This window comes from Cohnella thermotolerans DSM 17683 (genome assembly GCF_000429825.1).
GTDB classification, from domain to species: domain Bacteria; phylum Bacillota; class Bacilli; order Paenibacillales; family Paenibacillaceae; genus Cohnella; species Cohnella thermotolerans.
Window position 1 is genome coordinate 46,207 of sequence record NZ_AUCP01000038.1, and the last position, 16,822, is coordinate 63,028.

20 protein-coding genes, 3 pseudogenes and 1 other annotated feature are annotated in these 16,822 nt (G+C 60.2%); of the genes and pseudogenes, 2 read left to right on the forward strand and 21 right to left on the reverse strand.

What is annotated here, in order from left to right:
• Positions 1 to 192 precede the first annotated feature (192 nt).
• The 16 genes and pseudogenes from G485_RS0107210 to G485_RS25490 all read right to left on the reverse strand — a co-directional run.
• Positions 193 to 798, reverse strand: a complete 606-nt coding sequence (locus G485_RS0107210) for a class I SAM-dependent methyltransferase (protein WP_027092010.1) — start codon at positions 796 to 798, stop codon at positions 193 to 195.
• A 79-nt stretch (positions 799 to 877) separates the two neighbouring features.
• Entirely contained in the window at positions 878 to 1,240 is a 363-nt protein-coding gene (gene rplL, locus G485_RS0107215; protein WP_027092011.1) for a 50S ribosomal protein L7/L12, read from the reverse strand.
• A gap of 74 nt (positions 1,241 to 1,314) precedes the next feature.
• Positions 1,315 to 1,818, reverse strand: a complete 504-nt coding sequence (rplJ, locus tag G485_RS0107220) for a 50S ribosomal protein L10 (RefSeq protein WP_027092012.1) — start codon at positions 1,816 to 1,818, stop codon at positions 1,315 to 1,317.
• Between the two features lie 54 nt (positions 1,819 to 1,872).
• Positions 1,873 to 2,028, reverse strand: a sequence feature (ribosomal protein L10 leader region).
• 56 nt (positions 2,029 to 2,084) lie between these two features.
• On the reverse strand, positions 2,085 to 2,777 hold the full coding sequence (gene rplA / locus G485_RS0107225) for a 50S ribosomal protein L1 (protein ID WP_027092013.1): 693 nt from the start codon (positions 2,775 to 2,777) through the stop codon (positions 2,085 to 2,087).
• 100 nt (positions 2,778 to 2,877) lie between these two features.
• Positions 2,878 to 3,303, reverse strand: coding sequence for a 50S ribosomal protein L11 (rplK, locus tag G485_RS0107230; RefSeq protein WP_027092014.1), 426 nt, complete (start codon positions 3,301 to 3,303; stop codon positions 2,878 to 2,880).
• A 75-nt stretch (positions 3,304 to 3,378) separates the two neighbouring features.
• A complete protein-coding gene (gene nusG / locus G485_RS0107235) occupies positions 3,379 to 3,912 on the reverse strand; it encodes a transcription termination/antitermination protein NusG (protein WP_027092015.1) in 534 nt (177 codons plus the stop codon).
• Positions 3,913 to 3,937: 25 nt separating this feature from the next.
• Complete coding sequence (secE, locus tag G485_RS0107240) at positions 3,938 to 4,147, reverse strand: preprotein translocase subunit SecE (protein ID WP_027092016.1); 210 nt, start codon at positions 4,145 to 4,147, stop codon at positions 3,938 to 3,940.
• An 18-nt stretch (positions 4,148 to 4,165) separates the two neighbouring features.
• Entirely contained in the window at positions 4,166 to 4,315 is a 150-nt protein-coding gene (gene rpmG, locus G485_RS0107245; protein WP_027092017.1) for a 50S ribosomal protein L33, read from the reverse strand.
• 443 nt (positions 4,316 to 4,758) lie between these two features.
• Positions 4,759 to 5,409, reverse strand: coding sequence for an RNA polymerase sporulation sigma factor SigH (gene sigH / locus G485_RS0107250; protein WP_027092018.1), 651 nt, complete (start codon positions 5,407 to 5,409; stop codon positions 4,759 to 4,761).
• A gap of 146 nt (positions 5,410 to 5,555) precedes the next feature.
• Positions 5,556 to 6,098 carry an NYN domain-containing protein gene (locus G485_RS0107255; protein WP_027092019.1) on the reverse strand — a complete coding sequence of 181 codons (543 nt, stop codon included), beginning with the start codon at positions 6,096 to 6,098 and terminating at the stop codon, positions 5,556 to 5,558.
• A complete protein-coding gene (gene rlmB / locus G485_RS25475; RefSeq protein ID WP_084423180.1) occupies positions 6,085 to 7,038 on the reverse strand; it encodes a 23S rRNA (guanosine(2251)-2'-O)-methyltransferase RlmB in 954 nt (317 codons plus the stop codon). Before rlmB ends, G485_RS0107255 begins: the two co-directional genes overlap by 14 nt.
• Positions 7,039 to 7,054: 16 nt before the next feature.
• Entirely contained in the window at positions 7,055 to 7,498 is a 444-nt protein-coding gene (locus G485_RS0107265) for a Mini-ribonuclease 3 (RefSeq protein WP_051318088.1), read from the reverse strand.
• Complete coding sequence (gene cysS, locus G485_RS0107270) at positions 7,495 to 8,904, reverse strand: cysteine--tRNA ligase (protein WP_027092021.1); 1,410 nt, start codon at positions 8,902 to 8,904, stop codon at positions 7,495 to 7,497. Before cysS ends, G485_RS0107265 begins: the two co-directional genes overlap by 4 nt.
• A gap of 30 nt (positions 8,905 to 8,934) precedes the next feature.
• Positions 8,935 to 9,654 (reverse strand): serine O-acetyltransferase, encoded by a 720-nt coding sequence (gene cysE, locus G485_RS0107275; protein ID WP_027092022.1) that lies wholly within the window; start codon positions 9,652 to 9,654, stop codon positions 8,935 to 8,937.
• A gap of 674 nt (positions 9,655 to 10,328) precedes the next feature.
• Positions 10,329 to 10,894, reverse strand: a pseudogene (locus G485_RS25485) (sugar phosphate isomerase/epimerase family protein).
• A pseudogene (locus G485_RS25490) lies at positions 10,891 to 11,583 on the reverse strand (glycoside hydrolase family 18 protein); the annotation flags it as partial. The pseudogenes G485_RS25485 and G485_RS25490, both read right to left, overlap by 4 nt.
• Positions 11,584 to 11,586: 3 nt before the next feature.
• Between G485_RS25490 and G485_RS0107295 the strand changes: the two are divergent.
• Positions 11,587 to 11,808 (forward strand): annotated as a pseudogene (locus G485_RS0107295) (helix-turn-helix domain-containing protein); the annotation flags it as partial.
• Between the two features lie 3 nt (positions 11,809 to 11,811).
• On the opposite strand, the gene gltX reads toward G485_RS0107295, so the two are convergent.
• The 4 genes from gltX to G485_RS0107320 form a co-directional block, all read right to left on the reverse strand.
• Complete coding sequence (gltX, locus tag G485_RS0107300) at positions 11,812 to 13,287, reverse strand: glutamate--tRNA ligase (protein ID WP_027092025.1); 1,476 nt, start codon at positions 13,285 to 13,287, stop codon at positions 11,812 to 11,814.
• Positions 13,288 to 13,323: 36 nt separating this feature from the next.
• A complete protein-coding gene (gene ispF / locus G485_RS0107305) occupies positions 13,324 to 13,806 on the reverse strand; it encodes a 2-C-methyl-D-erythritol 2,4-cyclodiphosphate synthase (protein WP_027092026.1) in 483 nt (160 codons plus the stop codon).
• Position 13,807: 1 nt separating this feature from the next.
• Positions 13,808 to 14,509, reverse strand: a complete 702-nt coding sequence (ispD, locus tag G485_RS25495) for a 2-C-methyl-D-erythritol 4-phosphate cytidylyltransferase (protein WP_035155171.1) — start codon at positions 14,507 to 14,509, stop codon at positions 13,808 to 13,810.
• Between the two features lie 144 nt (positions 14,510 to 14,653).
• A complete protein-coding gene (locus G485_RS0107320) occupies positions 14,654 to 15,757 on the reverse strand; it encodes a PIN/TRAM domain-containing protein (protein WP_205620123.1) in 1,104 nt (367 codons plus the stop codon).
• Between the two features lie 196 nt (positions 15,758 to 15,953).
• On the opposite strand from G485_RS0107320, the gene G485_RS0107325 reads away from it, so the two are divergent.
• The gene (locus tag G485_RS0107325; protein ID WP_027092029.1) at positions 15,954 to 16,349 is read left to right on the forward strand and encodes a nucleoside triphosphate pyrophosphohydrolase family protein; all 396 of its coding nucleotides are present in this window, start codon (positions 15,954 to 15,956) and stop codon (positions 16,347 to 16,349) included.
• Between the two features lie 152 nt (positions 16,350 to 16,501).
• On the opposite strand, the gene G485_RS28860 is transcribed toward G485_RS0107325, so the two are convergent.
• On the reverse strand, positions 16,502 to 16,822 hold a 321-nt coding region (locus G485_RS28860), incomplete at its 5' end, for a transposase (protein ID WP_205620124.1).

The window sequence follows — 16,822 nt, forward strand, 5'->3', positions numbered from 1 at the left end:
CCTTATGCGCCGGTAGGCGGCACAATGGCACCCGTTATCCAGTCATTTGCCCAAAACAAACCCATTATACGCCATTTGGCCAAAACTTATTCGCGAAAACCGCGAATTGGGCTTGACTTTTTAGTCCACTAAAGACAATGAGCCCATCTTAATACTGACATTTTTCAATAATATCACATAGTGAAAGTCAAGTCAAACCATTTCTGCGCGATAAATCCGGTAGCCTTTGTCCTTCCCGATTTCCGCGACCGCGTCCTCGCCGAACACTTCTTGCAGCTTCGCTTTGGCCGAAGGAGCCCCTTGCTTGTTCTGGATCACGATCCAGAGCGCGCCTCCCGGCCGCAAATGGTCTCTTGCTTCCGACAAAATCCGATGCACGACGGCTTTGCCCGCGCGAATCGGCGGATTGGACAAAATGACGTCGAACCGCCTTCCGGCTACGGCCTCGTAGAGATCGCTTTGCTTCACGGTCGCGTTGACGATGCCGTTCGCGGCCGCATTCTCGCGGGCCAGCGCCACCGCGCGTTCGTTAATGTCCAGCATGGTCACATGTCCTCGCGGCGCAAGGCGGGCTGCGGCCAGTCCGATCGGGCCGTATCCGCATCCCAGATCGAGCACTTCGGCATCTTCGGCGAATTCCATCATTCCGATCAACACGCGGCTTCCGTAGTCCACCCCGTCCCGCGAGAACACGCCGGCGTCGGAGGTAAGACGAAAGCGATAGCCTCTCAGCTCGGCCTCGATCGTCCGCCGATCGCTTGCGGTTTGCGGCTTTTTCGAATAATAATGCTCGCTCAACGGCGTTCCTCCTTGCCTTCATGAACAAACCCCTCGAAGAAAAAAGCATCTTCAAGGGGTTTGCACCTATGCGGTCCGATTACTTAACTTCGACTTTAGCGCCTGCTTCTTCGAGCTTAGCTTTAACAGCTTCGGCTTCTTCCTTGGACACTTTCTCTTTGAGTGCCTTCGGAGCGTTGTCGACAACGTCTTTCGCTTCTTTCAGGCCGAGACCCGTAATTTCGCGAACGACTTTGATAACGTTGATTTTGGAAGCGCCGGCGTCAACGAGGACGACGTCGAATTCCGTTTGTTCAGCCGCTTCCGGAGCAGCGCCGCCAGCGACAACTGCAACCGGAGCTGCAGCGGTTACGCCGAATTCTTCTTCGATTGCTTTGACGAGATCGTTCAGTTCCAGAACGCTCATGCCTTTGATGGCTTCCAAGATTTGCTCTTTGCTCATGGAATGTTACCCTCCAATATAATTTAAGTTGGTTCGGCCGTCAGGCCGTTGCTTGCAGATATAACACGTACGAGTTACGCGCTTGCTTCGTTCTTCTCGGCAACCGCTTTGACCGCGAGCGCCAGGTTGCGGATCGGAGCTTGCAGGACGCTGAGCAGCATGGAGAGCAAGCCTTCGCGGGACGGCAGTTCGGCCAGAGCCTTCACTTGCGCGCTGTCGACGAAGCGGCCTTCGACGACGCCGCCTTTCAGCTTGAGCGCCTCGTTCTTCTTCGCGAAATCGCTCAGAATCTTCGCGGCAGCAACGGCGTCGTTCTTGCTGAAAGCAACCGCCGTCGGTCCGGTCAGAACGGAGTCGAGTTCGGAAAGTTCGATGCTGGCTGCAGCGCGGCTGACCAAGGAGTTCTTCAGCACTTGGAATTCCACGCCGGCTTCGCGAAGCGCTTTGCGCAGCTCGGTCACTTGAGCCACGTTCAGTCCGCGGTAGTCGGCCACGACCGAGCTCGCGCTCTCGCGCAGCTTCGTCGCGATCGCTTCCACTTCCCGCTGCTTCGCTTCGATAATTTTCGCATTTGCCATTTCGTACACCTCCTGAATCATGATTCAACCGTATCGGAATCGCGCAGAATCGGCGGAAACATAAGCAATGCCTCCGCAGATTCTACGGAGGCATGACGTGTTCGATCGAAACGAAGACCCTCTCGGGAACTTCGCGATTCTATGCACACACCTCGGTAGGAAATTAAGCCTCTCGGCACCTACGGTCTACGGTATCCATATTCAACTTTGAGAGCTTACCACGATCGTACAAAGCCTGTCAATCGCAGGTACGAGACCCGCTAGTATTAACGGTAAGAAGCTACGTTCAGACGCACGCCCGGTCCCATCGTCGAAGAGATCGAGATGTTCTTCAGGTAGACGCCTTTGGCAGCCGCCGGCTTCGCGCGGTTCAACGCGTCGATCAGCGCCTTCAGGTTCTCGTTCAGCTTCTCGGCGTCGAACGATACCTTGCCGATCGGAGCGTGAATTTGTCCGGCTTTGTCCAGACGGTATTCGATCTTACCGGCTTTGATCTCTTGCACGGCTTTGGCAACGTCGTTCGTTACCGTGCCGGCTTTGGGGTTCGGCATCAAGCCTTTACCGCCGAGAATACGACCGAGTTTACCAACTTCGCTCATCATGTCCGGAGTGGCGACGCACACGTCGAACTCGAACCAGCCTTGCTGGATCTTGTTGATGAGGTCCGTATCGCCGACGTAGTCCGCTCCGGCCGCTTCCGCTTCCTTGAGCTTGTCGCCTTTGGCGAATACGAGCACGCGCTTCGTCTTGCCCGTGCCGTGCGGCAGAACAACGACGCCGCGGACGTTCTGGTCTTGCTTCCTCGGATCGACGCCGAGACGGACGGCAACTTCGACGGATTCGTCGAATTTGGCCGTGGCCGCTTTCTTCACGAGCTCGATGGCTTCCAACGCTTCGTAGGTAGCGTCACGGTCGATCAGCTTTGCGGCTTCTGCGTATTTCTTGCCGTGTTTGGCCATGTTGTTCTCCTCCTTGCGTGGTAGTAACGGAAGTCTCCTCCCACATGCTCCGGACTTAAGCGTCCGGCGCGTCCGGTTCGGCGATCGTTCGCCGTCCGGATTAGTCTTCGACGACAACGCCCATGCTGCGGGCGGTACCCTCGATCATGCGCATAGCCGCTTCGACGGAAGCCGCGTTCAGGTCGACCAGCTTCTGCTCGGCGATCTCGCGTACTTTCGCGCGTTTAACGGTTGCGACTTTCTTCTTGTTCGGCTCTCCGGAACCTTTCTGGATTCCGGCGGCAACGCGCAGCAATACGGCAGCCGGCGGCGTCTTCGTCTCGAACGTGAAGGAACGGTCCTCGAATACGGTGATGACAACCGGAATGATCAGACCGGCTTGATCGGCCGTACGGGCGTTGAATTCCTTACAGAAAGCCATGATGTTCACGCCCGCTTGACCGAGCGCAGGACCGATAGGCGGCGCAGGGTTCGCTTTGCCGGCGGGAACTTGAAGCTTAACAAGCTTGATGACTTTTTTTGCCATGATGCACACCTCCTTGCCCCATAATGCGGTTCAACGGGACACGAGCCCCTCCCGCTCTTGCATAGAAACCGGATATTATATCTTTTCCACTTGAGTGTAATCCAACTCCAGCGGGGTTTCCCTACCAAACATGTTGACGTGAACTTTCAGCTTGCTCTTGTCGTGCATGATCTCTTCGACCGTGCCGACAAAATTGGCGAAGGGTCCGACCTTGACGCGGACGTTCTCCTTGAGCTCGAAATCGATCACCGGCTTCGGGTCTTCCATGCCCATATGGCGGAGAATTTGCTCCGCTTCCTCGGGAAGAAGCGCCGTCGGCTTCGATCCGGAGCCCGTAGATCCGACAAACCCGGTAACGCCGGGCGTGTTGCGGACTACGTACCAGGAGTCGTCGGTCTGGATCATTTCCACAAGAACGTAGCCGGGATACACTTTGCGCATCACCGTCTTCTTCTTGCCGTCCTTGTTCACGATCTCCTCTTCCATAGGCACGAGCACGCGGAAGATCTTGTCCTGCATACCCATCGATTCCACGCGTTTCTCCAGGTTCGTCTTTACCTTGTTCTCGTAACCGGAGTACGTGTGGACAACGTACCATCTTTTCTCCATCGAAATGCCACCTTTGGTTCCCGCGTCAAATGACGAGATCGACGAGGCGCGAAATGATAATGTCCAGCACCCAGAAGTAGACGGTCACCAGCAGCACGGTCACGACAACGACGATCGTGTAGCTGACGAGCTCTTTCCGCTTGGGCCAGCGGACCTTCTTCAATTCGCCCCAACTGTCGCTGAAGAACGAGAAAAAGGACCCAAAGCTCTGTTTCATTTTGGCTAGGAAAGTCACGTCCAAACCTCCTACGACTTACCGGGTCTCGCGATGAGGAAGATGAGCGTTGCAGAACTTGCAGAACTTCTTCAGCTCAATGCGATCGGAGTGAGTCCGTTTGTTCTTGCTCGTCGTGTAGTTCCGTTGCTTGCAGCTCGTGCAAGCGAGCGTAATGATAACCCGCATGTGTTCCACCTCCCGGGCTTGCCAACTTCATAAACATATTGAATCCAAGCGCAAACGGCCGATCCGTCGCATCACGACAACGAATCCTGGCGTTTCGCTCGAGATCCAAGGCCAGTGCATACAACTCCACCTTAAGGTTACTAAAATAATTTATCACACGGCCTATTCGATGTCAACGAAATATCGGTTGGAAGGATTTTGGAGGCGGCCCCCAGCCTCAGAGCCTAGCATCATTGTTTCTCTATTTTCAAAGATTTAACCCTTCGGATTTCGCGAAAATGGGACGTGGTCTCGAGAACGCTGCGGCAGGCGGCAATGGGACAGTGCCGCTTGTAAGCCGCTATTGTCGGCTTACAGCACCGGCGCACCGCGCTCAAAGCGTCAAAAAGCAGCCCGCCCGGGCTGCCTGCCGTTATCCGCTTCGTTATGTACGAGCTTCACTTTCAACCGCCGACATCGCGCACTTCCAAGTACCTCTCCAGCTTGCGCTTCACCCGCTGCAGCGCGTTGTCGATCGACTTCACGTGCCGGTCGAGATCGACGGCGATCTCCTGGTACGAGCGGCCGTCCAGATAAAGCATCAGTACTTTCCGCTCCAGATCGCTCAGAATCTCGGACATCTTGTCCTCAAGGCCGAAAAACTCTTCCTGGTTGATAATCATCTCTTCCGGATCGCAAACCCGGGAGCCGCAAATGACGTCCAGCAGCGTGCGGTCGGAATCTTCGTCGTAAATGGGTTTATCCAACGAAACGTAGGAGTTGAGGGGAATGTGCTTCTGGCGGGTCGCGGTCTTGATCGCCGTAATGATCTGCCGGGTGACGCAAAGCTCGGCAAACGCCTTGAACGAAGCCAGCTTGTCTCCCTTGAAGTCGCGGATCGACTTGTACAGGCCGATCATGCCCTCCTGCACGATATCTTCCCGCTCGGCGCCGATCAGGAAATAAGACCGGGCCTTCGCCCTGACGAAGTTCCGGTATTTGTTGATCAAGTACTCCAGCGCCCCGGAATCGCCCAGCCGAACGGCTTCGACAATGTCCTCGTCGGTCTTGAAGTCGTATTCGTGTGTTGCCAGCTCATTCACGTCAACGCTCACGAATCATCCCTCCGACCCCAAGGCGTGTTGGATTTCCTGCTCTCAATCTACCAAACTACTACCAATATACTTGATGATACCCGCAGCGTCAACCGATAAGACTTGATTTGACGCGGATTATCAGGATTCGACAAACGATGCGGGGGTTATTCGTTCCCGTCTACGGTTCCTTGCCCTCGCCTCATCCGCTCGAGGCGGAGCTGGATGTCGGGGGCGAGCACGCTCCCGAGCGGATTGCGCTTCGGCGGCGGCTCCTTCCGGATCGTCCGCTCGATCTCCCGCCGGCTCTCCTCGACGGCGAGCCGAAGCTCCCTGGCGGACAGCCGGAGCGCCCCCCGGCCGAAGGCGACCCTCTGCTCGGTCTGGTCCGACGTGGCCACGTAGACGTTGCGCTTGACCGACGTCGTCTCACCGACCAGCCGCTCGATGCATTCGTCCGCCGTCTCCTTCTCCCGGGTGAACACGACGTTCACCCGGTGCTGCTTGAAGGCGGCGCCCAGGCCGGGAACCCGGAAGGCGTCGAACACGACGGAGACGGACACGCCGGCGTAGCTTTGATAATTCGCGAGCAAATCGAGCAGCCGGTCGCGGGCGTCCTCGAGCCGGTCCCGCTTCAGCTTCTCCAGTTCGGGCCACGCTCCGATCATGTTGTAGCCGTCGACGATCAGGACGTCTTCACGGCGAAGCATGCCCGTCTCCTTGCCCGGGGAGAACGGCTTCGGTTTGCGCAGCTTGCGCCGCCCGGCGCTGGCGGACGCTCTCGTACAGAATGACTCCCGCCGCCACGGAGGCGTTCAGGGAGTTGATCTTGCCGAACATCGGCAGCGAGATCAGGAAGTCGCATTTGTCCTTCACCAGCCGGGAGATGCCCCTGCCCTCGCTTCCGATGACGATCGCCAGCGGACCGGTCAGGTTCGCCTTGTACACGTCTTGCGTCGCGGCGGCGTCCGCGCCCGCGATCCATACGCCCGCTTCCTTCAGCTTGTCGATTGTCTGCGCCAGATTCGCCACCCGGGCGACCGGCACGTATTCGACCGCTCCGGCGGAAGTCTTGGCGACGACCGCGGTCAGGCCGGCGCTCCGGCGCTTCGGCACGACGACGCCGTGAGCCCCCGTGCAATCGGCCGTACGCAGAATGGAGCCGAGATTGTGCGGGTCTTCCACTTCGTCCAGCAGAACGAGCAGCGGCGCTTCGCCGAGCTCCTCCGCGCGGGCGAGCAGGTCGTCCACCTCGGCGTATGAGACGGCCGCCGCCTGAGCGACGACACCTTGGTGCGGCACGTCCGGCGCGAGGGCGTCCAGCTTCTTCTTATCGGCGAACTGCACGACGACGCCGCGCGACTTGGCCTCCTCGAGAATCGGCTGAACGAGGCTCCGCTGCGCCTGATTGGACAGCCAGATTTTGTTGAGGGCACGGCCCGCCTTGAGCGCTTCGAGCACCGGGTGCTTGCCGGCCAAATATTGCTCGGAGGCGCCCGCTTCCTCCTCCTGCTCGAAGCCGGGCTGGCGGTCCGCCTCGCGTTCCCGGACCGGAGGGCGCTCTTTAGGCCCGCGCCGCGCTTCGCTTCCCCGGGACGCGGGATGCCGCGCCTGGCCGGACGACGGGCGGGGACGGTTACGATTGTTCATGGTGGTTGTTCCTTTCTCACGCGTTCGTCGGATCGTCGGCAAAGGCAAGAGCGATCAACTGTTCGAGCCTGTCCCGCTCCCCGCGGTAATAAAGATAGCCGACCAGGCATTCGAGCCCGGTGGCGAGGCGGTATTCCGCCGGATCGGCGTTTTTGGGAGGCTGCCCGGATTTGGCGTTGCGGCCGCGGCGGACGACGTCCGCCTCCTCCTCGGTCAGGAGCGGCACCCAGCGCTGCAGCAGCCGGGCCTGCGCTCCCGCCGACACGTAGCGCGTCGCCGCGCGATGGAGCTCGTGCGGCTTGCGCACGACGCTCGCGATCAGCCGCTGCCGCACATAGACCTCATAAACCGCATCCCCGATGTAGGCGAGCACGATCGGCGAGATTTGGCCGACGGGGACGCCCGCCGGCAGAAGCGGCGCGATGACGGGCGCCGCCGGTTCCAACGGCGCCCCGCTCATGCGCGCCGCCAGCGGATGCCCTGCGGCGTATCCTCGAGCAGGATGCCTCTCGCCGCGAGCAGATCGCGAATCTCGTCCGCGCGGGCGAAGTTCCGGTTCTTGCGCGCCTCCGTCCGCTCGGCGATCAGCCCTTCGATCTCCGCGTCGAGCAGCTCCTCGCCGGCTTCCGGCAGCAGCAGTCCGAACACGTCGTCCAGCTCCCCGATGAGTTCGAGAATGAGCTTCAAGCTCGCCGCCTCGACCGTCTCCCGCTGCAAATACGCGTTCGTCTCGGACACGAGCTGGAACCAGACGGTGACGGCATCCGCCGTGTTGAAGTCGTCGTTCATTTTCGCCCGGAACTCTTCCTTCAGCTTCTCCAGCCTGGCTTGCAGCCCGGCATCCGGTCCCGCCGAAGATCCCGCGTCCGCGCTCGCCAGGCGGTGCTTGATGTTGTCCCGGTTCGTCGTCAGCCGCGCCACGCTGTTCTCCGCCTGCCGCAGCGTCTCTTCGCTGAAGTTGAGCGGGCTGCGGTAATGCGTCGTCAACATGACGTACCGGATCGCCTGCGCGCTCGTCCGCTTGAGCAGCTCCCGCGGGTTTATCCCGTTGCCGAGCGACTTGGACATTTTCTCGTTATTGATGTTGACGAAGCCGTTATGCATCCAGTAGCGGGCCAGCGGCTTGCCCGTCAGCGATTCCGACTGCGCGATCTCGCATTCGTGGTGCGGGAACTGCAGGTCGTGGCCGCCGCCGTGAATGTCCAGCGTCTCGCCGGCGTATTTGCGGGCCATCGCGGAGCATTCGATGTGCCAGCCCGGACGGCCGTCCCCCCAAGGGCTGGGCCAATGAATTTCGCCCGGCTTCGCGGCCTTCCACAGCACGAAATCCTGCGGATTCTCCTTGCGCTCGTCGACCTCGACGCGAATGCCGTATTGCAGTTCGTCGAGATTTTTGTGCGACAGCTTGCCGTATTCCGGGAAGGCGGACGTCCGGAAGTAAACGTCTCCGCCGCTCTCGTACGCATAGCCTTTGTCGACGAGCGTCTCGATAAACGAGACGATCTCCGGCATGTTCTCGGTCACCCGCGGGTTAATCGAGGCGGGACGCACGCCCAGCCCTTCGCGGTCTTCGTTGAAGCCGGCGATGAAGCGCTCCGCCAGCTCCGGAACGGTCACGCCGAGCTCGCCCGCCCGGCGGATCATCTTGTCGTCGACGTCGGTAAAATTGACGACGTAGTTGACCTTGTAGCCGACGGATTCGAGATAACGGCGGACGACGTCGAAAAAAATGACGGGCCGCGCGTTCCCGATATGGATGTAGTCGTACACGGTCGGGCCGCACACGTACATGTTCACCTTGCCGGGCTCGAGCGGAACGAACGTTTCCTTCTCCCGGGTCAGACTGTTGTAGATCTTTATGGACACCTAGGCATGCTCCTTTGCTAATCCATATAATCAGGACGGATCCTGGGACGCCGCGCCGACCTTCTCTCTCTCGGGCCCGGACGCTTCCTTGCGCTCGCGCTCTTCCTCCCGCTCCTTGAGCCGGGCGATCTCCGCCTTGAGCTCGTTGATCTCCTTCTGCATGAAGCGGAACGTGTCGATCACCGGGTCGGGCAAATTCGTGTGGTCCAGCCGGTCGCCTACCCGCTCTCCGTTGCGCTTGACGATCCGCCCCGGAATGCCGACGACGGTGCTGTCGGGCGGCACGGGCCGCAGCACGACGGAGTTGGCGCCGATATTCGAATTGTCGCCGACTTTGAACGAACCTAACACCTTGGCTCCGGACGCGATAACGACGCGGTTGCCGATCGTCGGATGCCGCTTGCCCTTCTCCTTGCCGGTTCCTCCGAGGGTAACGCCCTGGTAAATGACGACTTCGTCGCCGATCTCGCACGTCTCCCCGATGACGACGCCCATCCCGTGGTCGATAAACAGCTTGCGGCCGATTTTCGCGCCGGGATGGATTTCGATGCCGGTCATGAACCGGCTGAACTGCGAGATCATTCTGGCGACCGTAAACCAGCGCCTGCGGTAGAAGGCGTGCGCAATCCGGTGCGCCCATATGGCGTGCAGCCCGGAATACGTGAAGATGACCTCGAATCGGCTTCGCGCCGCCGGATCGTTCTCGAAGACGGCGTCGATATCCGAACGAATCGTACTCCATACCCCCATGTTCAATCCCCCTTTATGTCCCGCGAAAAACGATGCCCCGCCTTGTGAGCCGGAGTCCTGCGAACCGGAGTCTTGCGAGCCGGAGCCTTGCGAACCGGAGGCCCGGCGGGCCCCCGAGGCGCACGCCGCGGCTTGCTTGCGCTGCCGAAGCCCGGACCTGCCCCGCAATAAAAAAGCCTCCGCAGCATGCGCTGCAGAGGCGTCGTCGTACGCGGTCCCACTCTGCTTGAGCCTTCCCCGGCCGCACTCTCCGGGAGTGCGCGGCAAAACCCAACTCTTCCGGCTCGTAACGGGCGCCGCCCGGCGCCGCTTACCCGAAGGATCGGCTGTAGCCGGCCGGCGGAAGCGGCGCGCGGTTCTTCAACAGAACGCGCGGCCGACGTCCGCGGACGGCGCATGCCGGTACCTTCGCTCGGCGGCACGGCTCCCAGGCGCATTTCGGTTCCGTCGGAAGAGACTGCTTCCAGCCTTGGCAGTCCTCTCTGGTCGTTCCGTGAGCGGAACTTACTCTCCTGTTCGTCGCTGATTTCGATATGAACATCGTTAACGAAAGTATATCCCAACCGGCTTCGGGTGACAAGGTATAGCGCAGGAATCCCCCTAATCGGGCGGACACGGTGCATTTCAGCCGCGCTGGAGCGGCGCCACGGTCAAAAAGACGGCTCGCCGTTCGTTCAAACGATTGCCTCGTCCCAAAATCTTCTTGTGTTCGCCATGCCGATTCTGGAGCCTACCCGGCAATCCTCCATGCCCTCGAACTCGACCGTAATGTAGCCGTCGTAGCCCGACGCTTTCACGAGCTTCGTCACTTCCCGCAGCTTGAGATCGCCATGCCCGACGATCGCGCCCCGCAAATAATTTTGATTGACCGTCCGAAACCATTTGCCCTCTCCGGGATCTTCGTAATAAGGACGGACATAAAAGTCTTTATAGTGTACCCGATTCGCATAGGAAATGTTCTTCTTGACCCCGACGAGCGGATCTTCATCCGCGCACAGGAAATTGCCGATATCGAGCGGTTCGCCGGGAAGGAATACCCGGACAGCTCGATTCCGGCCGCGGCCGCCTTCTCCCTGATTTGATCGGCCAATTCGACGTTGTCCACGACCGTATAGCCATACGGCACCAATTCCATATGTTCGCCGCCGTTATCGGCGACCCATTGGATGGCATCCAGGATCGTCAGCTTTCCCGCTTTAATATCGTCCAGCAAACTGTACGAGCTTAATCCCACTTTCATTCCGGCTTCCCCTCCCCCGCTTGATTGAGAGCCCGATGGATCGAGTCCAGCAGCCGATGCGTCCGGTCGCAGCCGTATTCCCAGAACATGAGGCCGGCCAGCCCGTTCTGGCGCACGTATTCGCCTTTATGGCCGATCGACTCCTCGTCGTCGTAGGAAATAAAGCTGCTGCCGTCGAACAGATAAGGCGCCTTGGCTTCGTCGTCCCAATATCGCGCATAGCCGTTTTTGCCGATGTACTCCGCCGCCAACGCCGTATAATCCGGTCCGTATCCGCCGGCGCCGGCCGCCATCTGGTACAGGCCGTTCCGGACGTCCGGCACCCCCTTCCACATGCGGGAATAGAACGCGGCGCCGATGACGATTTTCTCCCGGGGAACGCCTGCGCGCACAAACATCCGGACCGAGGCGTCGACGCTGATGCGGAACAAATCGCCGGTGCCCGTATATATATTCGTATGGTGGCCCGTCAGCGTTTGAAAGCCTCCCCGCATGTCGTAGGTCATCAACTGGACGAAATCCAGCACTTTTTGCGCCTGATCCATCTCGGTCCCATCCAGGTAATACCGGTCGGCGCCGGCCGCGATCGTAAGCAAGTATCGTCTGCCGTCCCGCTCTCCTTTGCGGTCCAGCGCGTTCCGAATCGTCTTCAGCAGCAGCGTAAAATTCGTTTTGTCATCCGGGCTGGACACAGATCGTTCAAGGACAAGATGGGCATCAATTTTGTCCAGTACGTTTGGAGAAAAAGAATCGAAGCGGCCATCGCGGAGCTAACGACAACAACCGACCCCCTGAAGGATATCATTCAGAGGGTCGGTTATCTCGATACGCCCAACTTCATCCGCAAATTCAAGAAAGAAACGGGACATACGCCGGGCCAGTATCGCAAGCTCTATTCGCACAAAATCGGATGACGCTTAGGCGAGCTTCCCGCTTGCCGCGGCTTCCAGCCGGGCCAGCACCTTGTCGCGGCCGAGCAGCCAGATGGTGCCGTTCAGGTCCGGTCCGTGCGTCTGCCCGGTGAGCGCCACGCGGATCGGCATGAACAGCCCTTTGCCCTTCGCGCCCGTCTCCGCCTGCACGGCCTTGATCGCCGCCTTGATGGCGTCGACGGTAAAGCTGTCCCCCTGCAGCGCTTCGATCTGGCGGGCGAAGGCGTTCAGGACGGCCGGCACGTTCTCTTCCGCCAGCACGGCGCGGCCCTCGTCTTCCAGCGCGATCTCGTCCTTGAAGAACAGGTCGGACAGCGGCACGATCTCCGCCCCGTAGCGGAGATGCTCCCGCAGCAGGCCGACCAGCGTCGCCGCCCAATGCAGCTCGGCTTCGGTCGGCTCCTGCGGCAGTCGTCCCGCCTGCTTCAAATGCGGCAGGCAAAGATCGACCACCCGCTCTGCCGTCGCCGCTTTCATGTAGTGCTGGTTCAGCCAGTTCAGCTTGACCGTATCGAACACCGCCGGGCTCTTGGACAGACGGTCGGCGTCGAAAATTTCGATGAGCCGCTCGCGCCCGAAAATCTCCTCTTCCCCTTCCGGCGACCAACCGAGCAGGGCGATGAAGTTCAGGAGCGCTTCCGGCAAGTAGCCGAGAGCGTCGTACTGCTCGATGAACTGCACGATCGACTCGTCGCGCTTGGACAGCTTCTTGCGGTTCTCGTTGACGATCAGCGTCATATGCCCGAACACCGGCGGCGTCCAGCCGTGCGCCTCGTATACCATGAGCTGGCGCGGCGTGTTCGTAATATGGTCTTCCCCGCGCAGCACGTGCGTGATGGCCATCAGATGGTCGTCGAGCGCCACCGCATAGTTATAGGTCGGGATGCCGTCCTTCTTGACGATGACGAAATCGCCGAAGTCGTCCGACTGGAACGAGATCGTCCCTTTGACCATGTCGTCGAACGCATACGTCTTGCCCGCAGGCACGGCGAAGCGGACGCTCGGCACGCGGCCTTCCGCTTCCAGACGGGCGCGGTCCTCGGCCGTCAGATGCCGGCACTTCCCGGAATATCGCGGCGTCTCGCCGCGGGCGGTCTGCTCCTCGCGCTCCCGCTCCAGCTCCTCTTCGGTGCAATAGCAGCGGTAGGCTTGTCCCCGGTCGAGCAGCTCCTGCCAATAGCGGCGGTAAATGTCCAGCCGCTCCGTCTGCCGGTAAGGCCCATAGGCCCCTTCGCGGTCGACGCTCTCGTCCCAATCGACGCCCAGCCACTTCAGGTACTTCAGCTGGTTCTCCTCGCCGCCCGCGACGTTGCGCTTGACGTCGGTATCCTCGATGCGAATGATGAAGTCTCCCCCGTGATGGCGGGCGAACAAATAGTTGAAAATGGCGGTTCGCGCGTTGCCGATATGCAGATGCCCCGTCGGGCTCGGCGCGTAACGCACGCGTACTTTAGCGGTCATGACGCAGCTTCCTCCCCGTTCCTTCGTTCTCGCAAATCATAGCACATCGCGGACGAGGCAGACAATCGCCTGGGCGGCGATGCCCTCTCCGCGGCCGGTAAAGCCGAGCCGCTCGGACGTCGTCGCCTTGACATTCACCTGCGAGGCCTCGGCTTCGAGCGCCCGGGCGATCACCTCGACCATCGCCGGAATGTGCGGCGCCATCTTCGGCGCCTGCGCGATAATCGTCGCGTCGGCGTTGCCGAGCTTGTAGCCGCGTTCCTTCGCGAGCGACCAGACGTGCTCCAGCAGCTTGACGCTGTCCGCGTCCTTGAACGCCGGGTCCGTATCGGGAAAGTGCTTGCCGATGTCGCCCAGCGCCAGCGCCCCGAGCACCGCGTCGCTGATCGCGTGCAGCAGCACGTCGGCGTCGGAATGGCCGAGCAATCCCTTCTCGTACGGAATGCGGACGCCGCCGATGATGCAATCGCGGCCTTCCGTCAGTTGATGAACGTCGAATCCTTGTCCCACTCTGATCATATTAGTCCGAATCCTCCCGACGACGCCGCTCGAGCAGCAGCTCCGCAATCGGCAAATCCTCCGGCGTCGTGATTTTCAAGTTGCGGTAATCGCCCGGCACGATCGCCACTTTGCGGCCGAGCCGCTCCAGCAGCATCGTGTCGTCGGTGGCCGCGGCCCCTTCCGCCTTCGCGAGCCGGTGCGCCTCCATCAGCTCCGCCCGCGCGAACGCCTGGGGCGTCTGCACCGCCCACAGCGTGCTGCGGTCCGGCGTGGCGGTCATGAACCCGCGCTCGCCTTCGATCTTGATCGTATCCTTCACCGGCACGGCCAGCGCCGACGCGCCGTGACGCTCCGCTTCCCGGCAGCAGGCCTCAATCTGCTCGGGCGTCACCAGCGGACGGGCGGCATCGTGTACGAGCACGCCTTCCGTCTCCAAGGCGGCCAGCCCTTCGTATACGCTGTCCTGCCGTTCCGCGCCTCCCGGCACGATCGCCCGCAGCTTGCGGCAGGCGACCGTCATGGCGCGGACGGCGGCTTCCGCCTTCGCTTCCTCGCCGGGCGCGGCGACGACGACGATGCTCTCCACCGTCCCGCACCGTTCGAACGCCTCCAGCGTATGAGCCAGAATCGGCCGGCCTGCCAGAGGCAAATAAGGCTTGTTGTCGGCGGCGCCCATCCGCTTGCCGCGGCCCGCGGCGACGACAACGGCTCCCCACTTCATGCTTCGAACTCCTCTCCCTTGCGCTAGGCGCGGACGAACCCCCGGGCTGCGCGCACGTTCGGCGGCTGACCCGGCGGCTTGTTCACGGCAAAAAGCGGGACACTTCAGAGCGTGTCCCGCCCGTATTGTTATAATCATACCCTGTCAGAGCGCTTTTTCCAATAGCTTCGGCTTCGCGAAGATCATCCGGCCCGCGGACGTCTGCAGCACGCTGGTCACCAGCACCTCCATCGTCGTTCCGATAAAATCGCGGCCGCCTTCGACGACGATCATCGTGCCGTCGTCCAAATAGGCGACGCCTTGCCCGTGCTCCTTGCCGTCCTTGATGACCTGAACGACGATCTCTTCGCCGGGCAGCACGACGGGCTTGACCGCATTGGCCAGATCGTTGATGTTCAGAACGGAGACGCCCTGCAGCTCGCATACTTTGTTCAGGTTGAAGTCGTTCGTCACCACTTTGCCCCGCATCGCCTTCGCCAGCTTCACCAGCTTGCTGTCCACTTCTCCGGGCTCGTCGGCGCCATCCTCGTAAATGAGCACCTTCACGTCGAGCTCCTTCTGAATTTTGTTCAGAATGTCCAGGCCGCGGCGTCCGCGGTTGCGCTTCAGCAAGTCCGAGGAATCCGCGATATGCTGCAGCTCCTCCAGCACGAATTCGGGGATGACGAGCGTGCCTTCGATGAATCCGGTCTTGCAAATGTCGGCGATCCGGCCGTCGATAATGACGCTGGTGTCCAAAATTTTGTGCTGCTCGTAACGGGGCTCCTCCTCTTTCGCCGGTTCCGGCGTCCGGCGCGACTGCGACCAGACGGCCAGCTCATCTTGCTTGCGGAGACCGACCTTAAGCCCCATGTAGCCCAGCGCGATGGCGGCGAGCGCCGCGGCCAGCCCCCCCACGCGCGGGATGCCGGATATATACGGATAGAGGAAGGCGGCCAAGGCGAGTCCCGATCCGCCGCCGAGCAACCCGCACGCCAGCGTCGATACCGGCAGCGCAGACAGCCGCTCGACGCTCCGCTGCAACCCCTGCGCGAGCGGTCCGGCCAGCGCGGTGGCGATCAGCAGGCCGAGCATAACCCCGATCGCCGCTCCCATATAACCGCCGGAGCCGATTCCCGTCGTCGTCGGAACGCCCCATACCGGATTCATCCACGAAGCTCCTCCGGCCGTTTTCCAAGTGGAGAACCCTTGTCCGATCAGCATCCCAAGCAGCGCCCCGGCCGCTTGGATCATGCGTTTCATCATCATAAATATCACTCCCTTATTTTGTTACTAGTATGTTCCAATTTTCGCCCGGCTAATCTCTCCTTAGAACGTCCCTGCCAAACTTCCTTCGCGAACCGCGCTGCGGCAGGCCATCGCGGCATTCTTCTTTTGAAATGGCGGACGCCTTGCTCTATAATGTAGGAGGAAAAGTAAATTTACGGTAACCGGGGTGGAACGGATGAGCGCACCATCGCTGAAAGAGTTTCAGCAGCAGGTCTCGGAACTCTTGCTCCGTCATCGCAGTCTGCTGGATGTCGTTACCAAATACAGCCAATCGAACGCTTCCGTGAATCGGGCCATAGCCAAAGCCATTACGGAATGCGGCTGTATCGAGCTGAACGCCCGGCATCAGGGCTTCTCGGAGGACATGCCGTTGGATCAGGCGAAGAAGCAGTCCAAGTCGCATATGGAAGGCCATCTGTGCGAGAATTGCGAAGACATCGTCCGCTCCGAACTCGGGAAGAACATCTTCTATATGGCGGCGCTGTGCAATTTGCTCGACATCGGCATGGATGAGGTCGTCGCCAAGGAAGCGGACAAGTGCGCCACGCTCGGCTTTTTCAACATGACGTAGACAACGCAGAAAGGGAAACCAGACGGAGAACGACCCTCGGAAGCCGGCAAGCCGGCGGCCGGAACGGGTCGGACTTCACTCGGCAAAGCGGGACGAAGCGGGCAGCAAGGCCGCTCTCCCGCTTTTTATTTTCGTTCTAGAAGTCCGGTGAATTAAGTCAGTTCTTGCCGTCTAACCGGCGTGCAAAATGAGAAGAACAACCCAGCGAGCGCTGGAACTAGCAGGCCTGACACTACCTCCGTTATCACGGATTTCGGTTTTTCGCATGCCGAAATACCGGTTTGAGGTCGTTTTTTCTTAAACCGGCATAGTTTTTTCAGATTCTGAACCGTTGCCGTAAGTATCGCCTGTTCCTGCATGCAGTCCAACCCACGGCTCCGAGCTCGATCCAAGCCATGTACGACTTTGCTTTCGGCAAACACATGCTCACAACGAGCGCGCAACTTTTGCAAATGACGATAGGAACCATTCAA

Coding starts and splice junctions, on each gene's coding strand:
- rplL (WP_027092011.1), bottom strand. CDS start 1,240: ATGAGCAAAGAGCAAATCTTGGAAGCCATCAAAGGCATGAGCGTTCTG.
- rplJ (WP_027092012.1), bottom strand. CDS start 1,818: ATGGCAAATGCGAAAATTATCGAAGCGAAGCAGCGGGAAGTGGAAGCG.
- rplA (WP_027092013.1), bottom strand. CDS start 2,777: ATGGCCAAACACGGCAAGAAATACGCAGAAGCCGCAAAGCTGATCGAC.
- rplK (WP_027092014.1), bottom strand. CDS start 3,303: ATGGCAAAAAAAGTCATCAAGCTTGTTAAGCTTCAAGTTCCCGCCGGC.
- nusG (WP_027092015.1), bottom strand. CDS start 3,912: ATGGAGAAAAGATGGTACGTTGTCCACACGTACTCCGGTTACGAGAAC.
- rpmG (WP_027092017.1), bottom strand. CDS start 4,315: ATGCGGGTTATCATTACGCTCGCTTGCACGAGCTGCAAGCAACGGAAC.
- G485_RS0107255 (WP_027092019.1), bottom strand. CDS start 6,098: ATGCTTCGCCGTGAAGACGTCCTGATCGTCGACGGCTACAACATGATC.
- rlmB (WP_084423180.1), bottom strand. CDS start 7,038: ATGAACAATCGTAACCGTCCCCGCCCGTCGTCCGGCCAGGCGCGGCAT.
- G485_RS0107265 (WP_051318088.1), bottom strand. CDS start 7,498: ATGAGCGGGGCGCCGTTGGAACCGGCGGCGCCCGTCATCGCGCCGCTT.
- cysE (WP_027092022.1), bottom strand. CDS start 9,654: ATGGGGGTATGGAGTACGATTCGTTCGGATATCGACGCCGTCTTCGAG.
- gltX (WP_027092025.1), bottom strand. CDS start 13,287: ATGACCGCTAAAGTACGCGTGCGTTACGCGCCGAGCCCGACGGGGCAT.
- ispF (WP_027092026.1), bottom strand. CDS start 13,806: ATGATCAGAGTGGGACAAGGATTCGACGTTCATCAACTGACGGAAGGC.
- ispD (WP_035155171.1), bottom strand. CDS start 14,509: ATGAAGTGGGGAGCCGTTGTCGTCGCCGCGGGCCGCGGCAAGCGGATG.
- G485_RS0107320 (WP_205620123.1), bottom strand. CDS start 15,757: ATGATGATGAAACGCATGATCCAAGCGGCCGGGGCGCTGCTTGGGATG.
- G485_RS0107325 (WP_027092029.1), top strand. CDS start 15,954: ATGAGCGCACCATCGCTGAAAGAGTTTCAGCAGCAGGTCTCGGAACTC.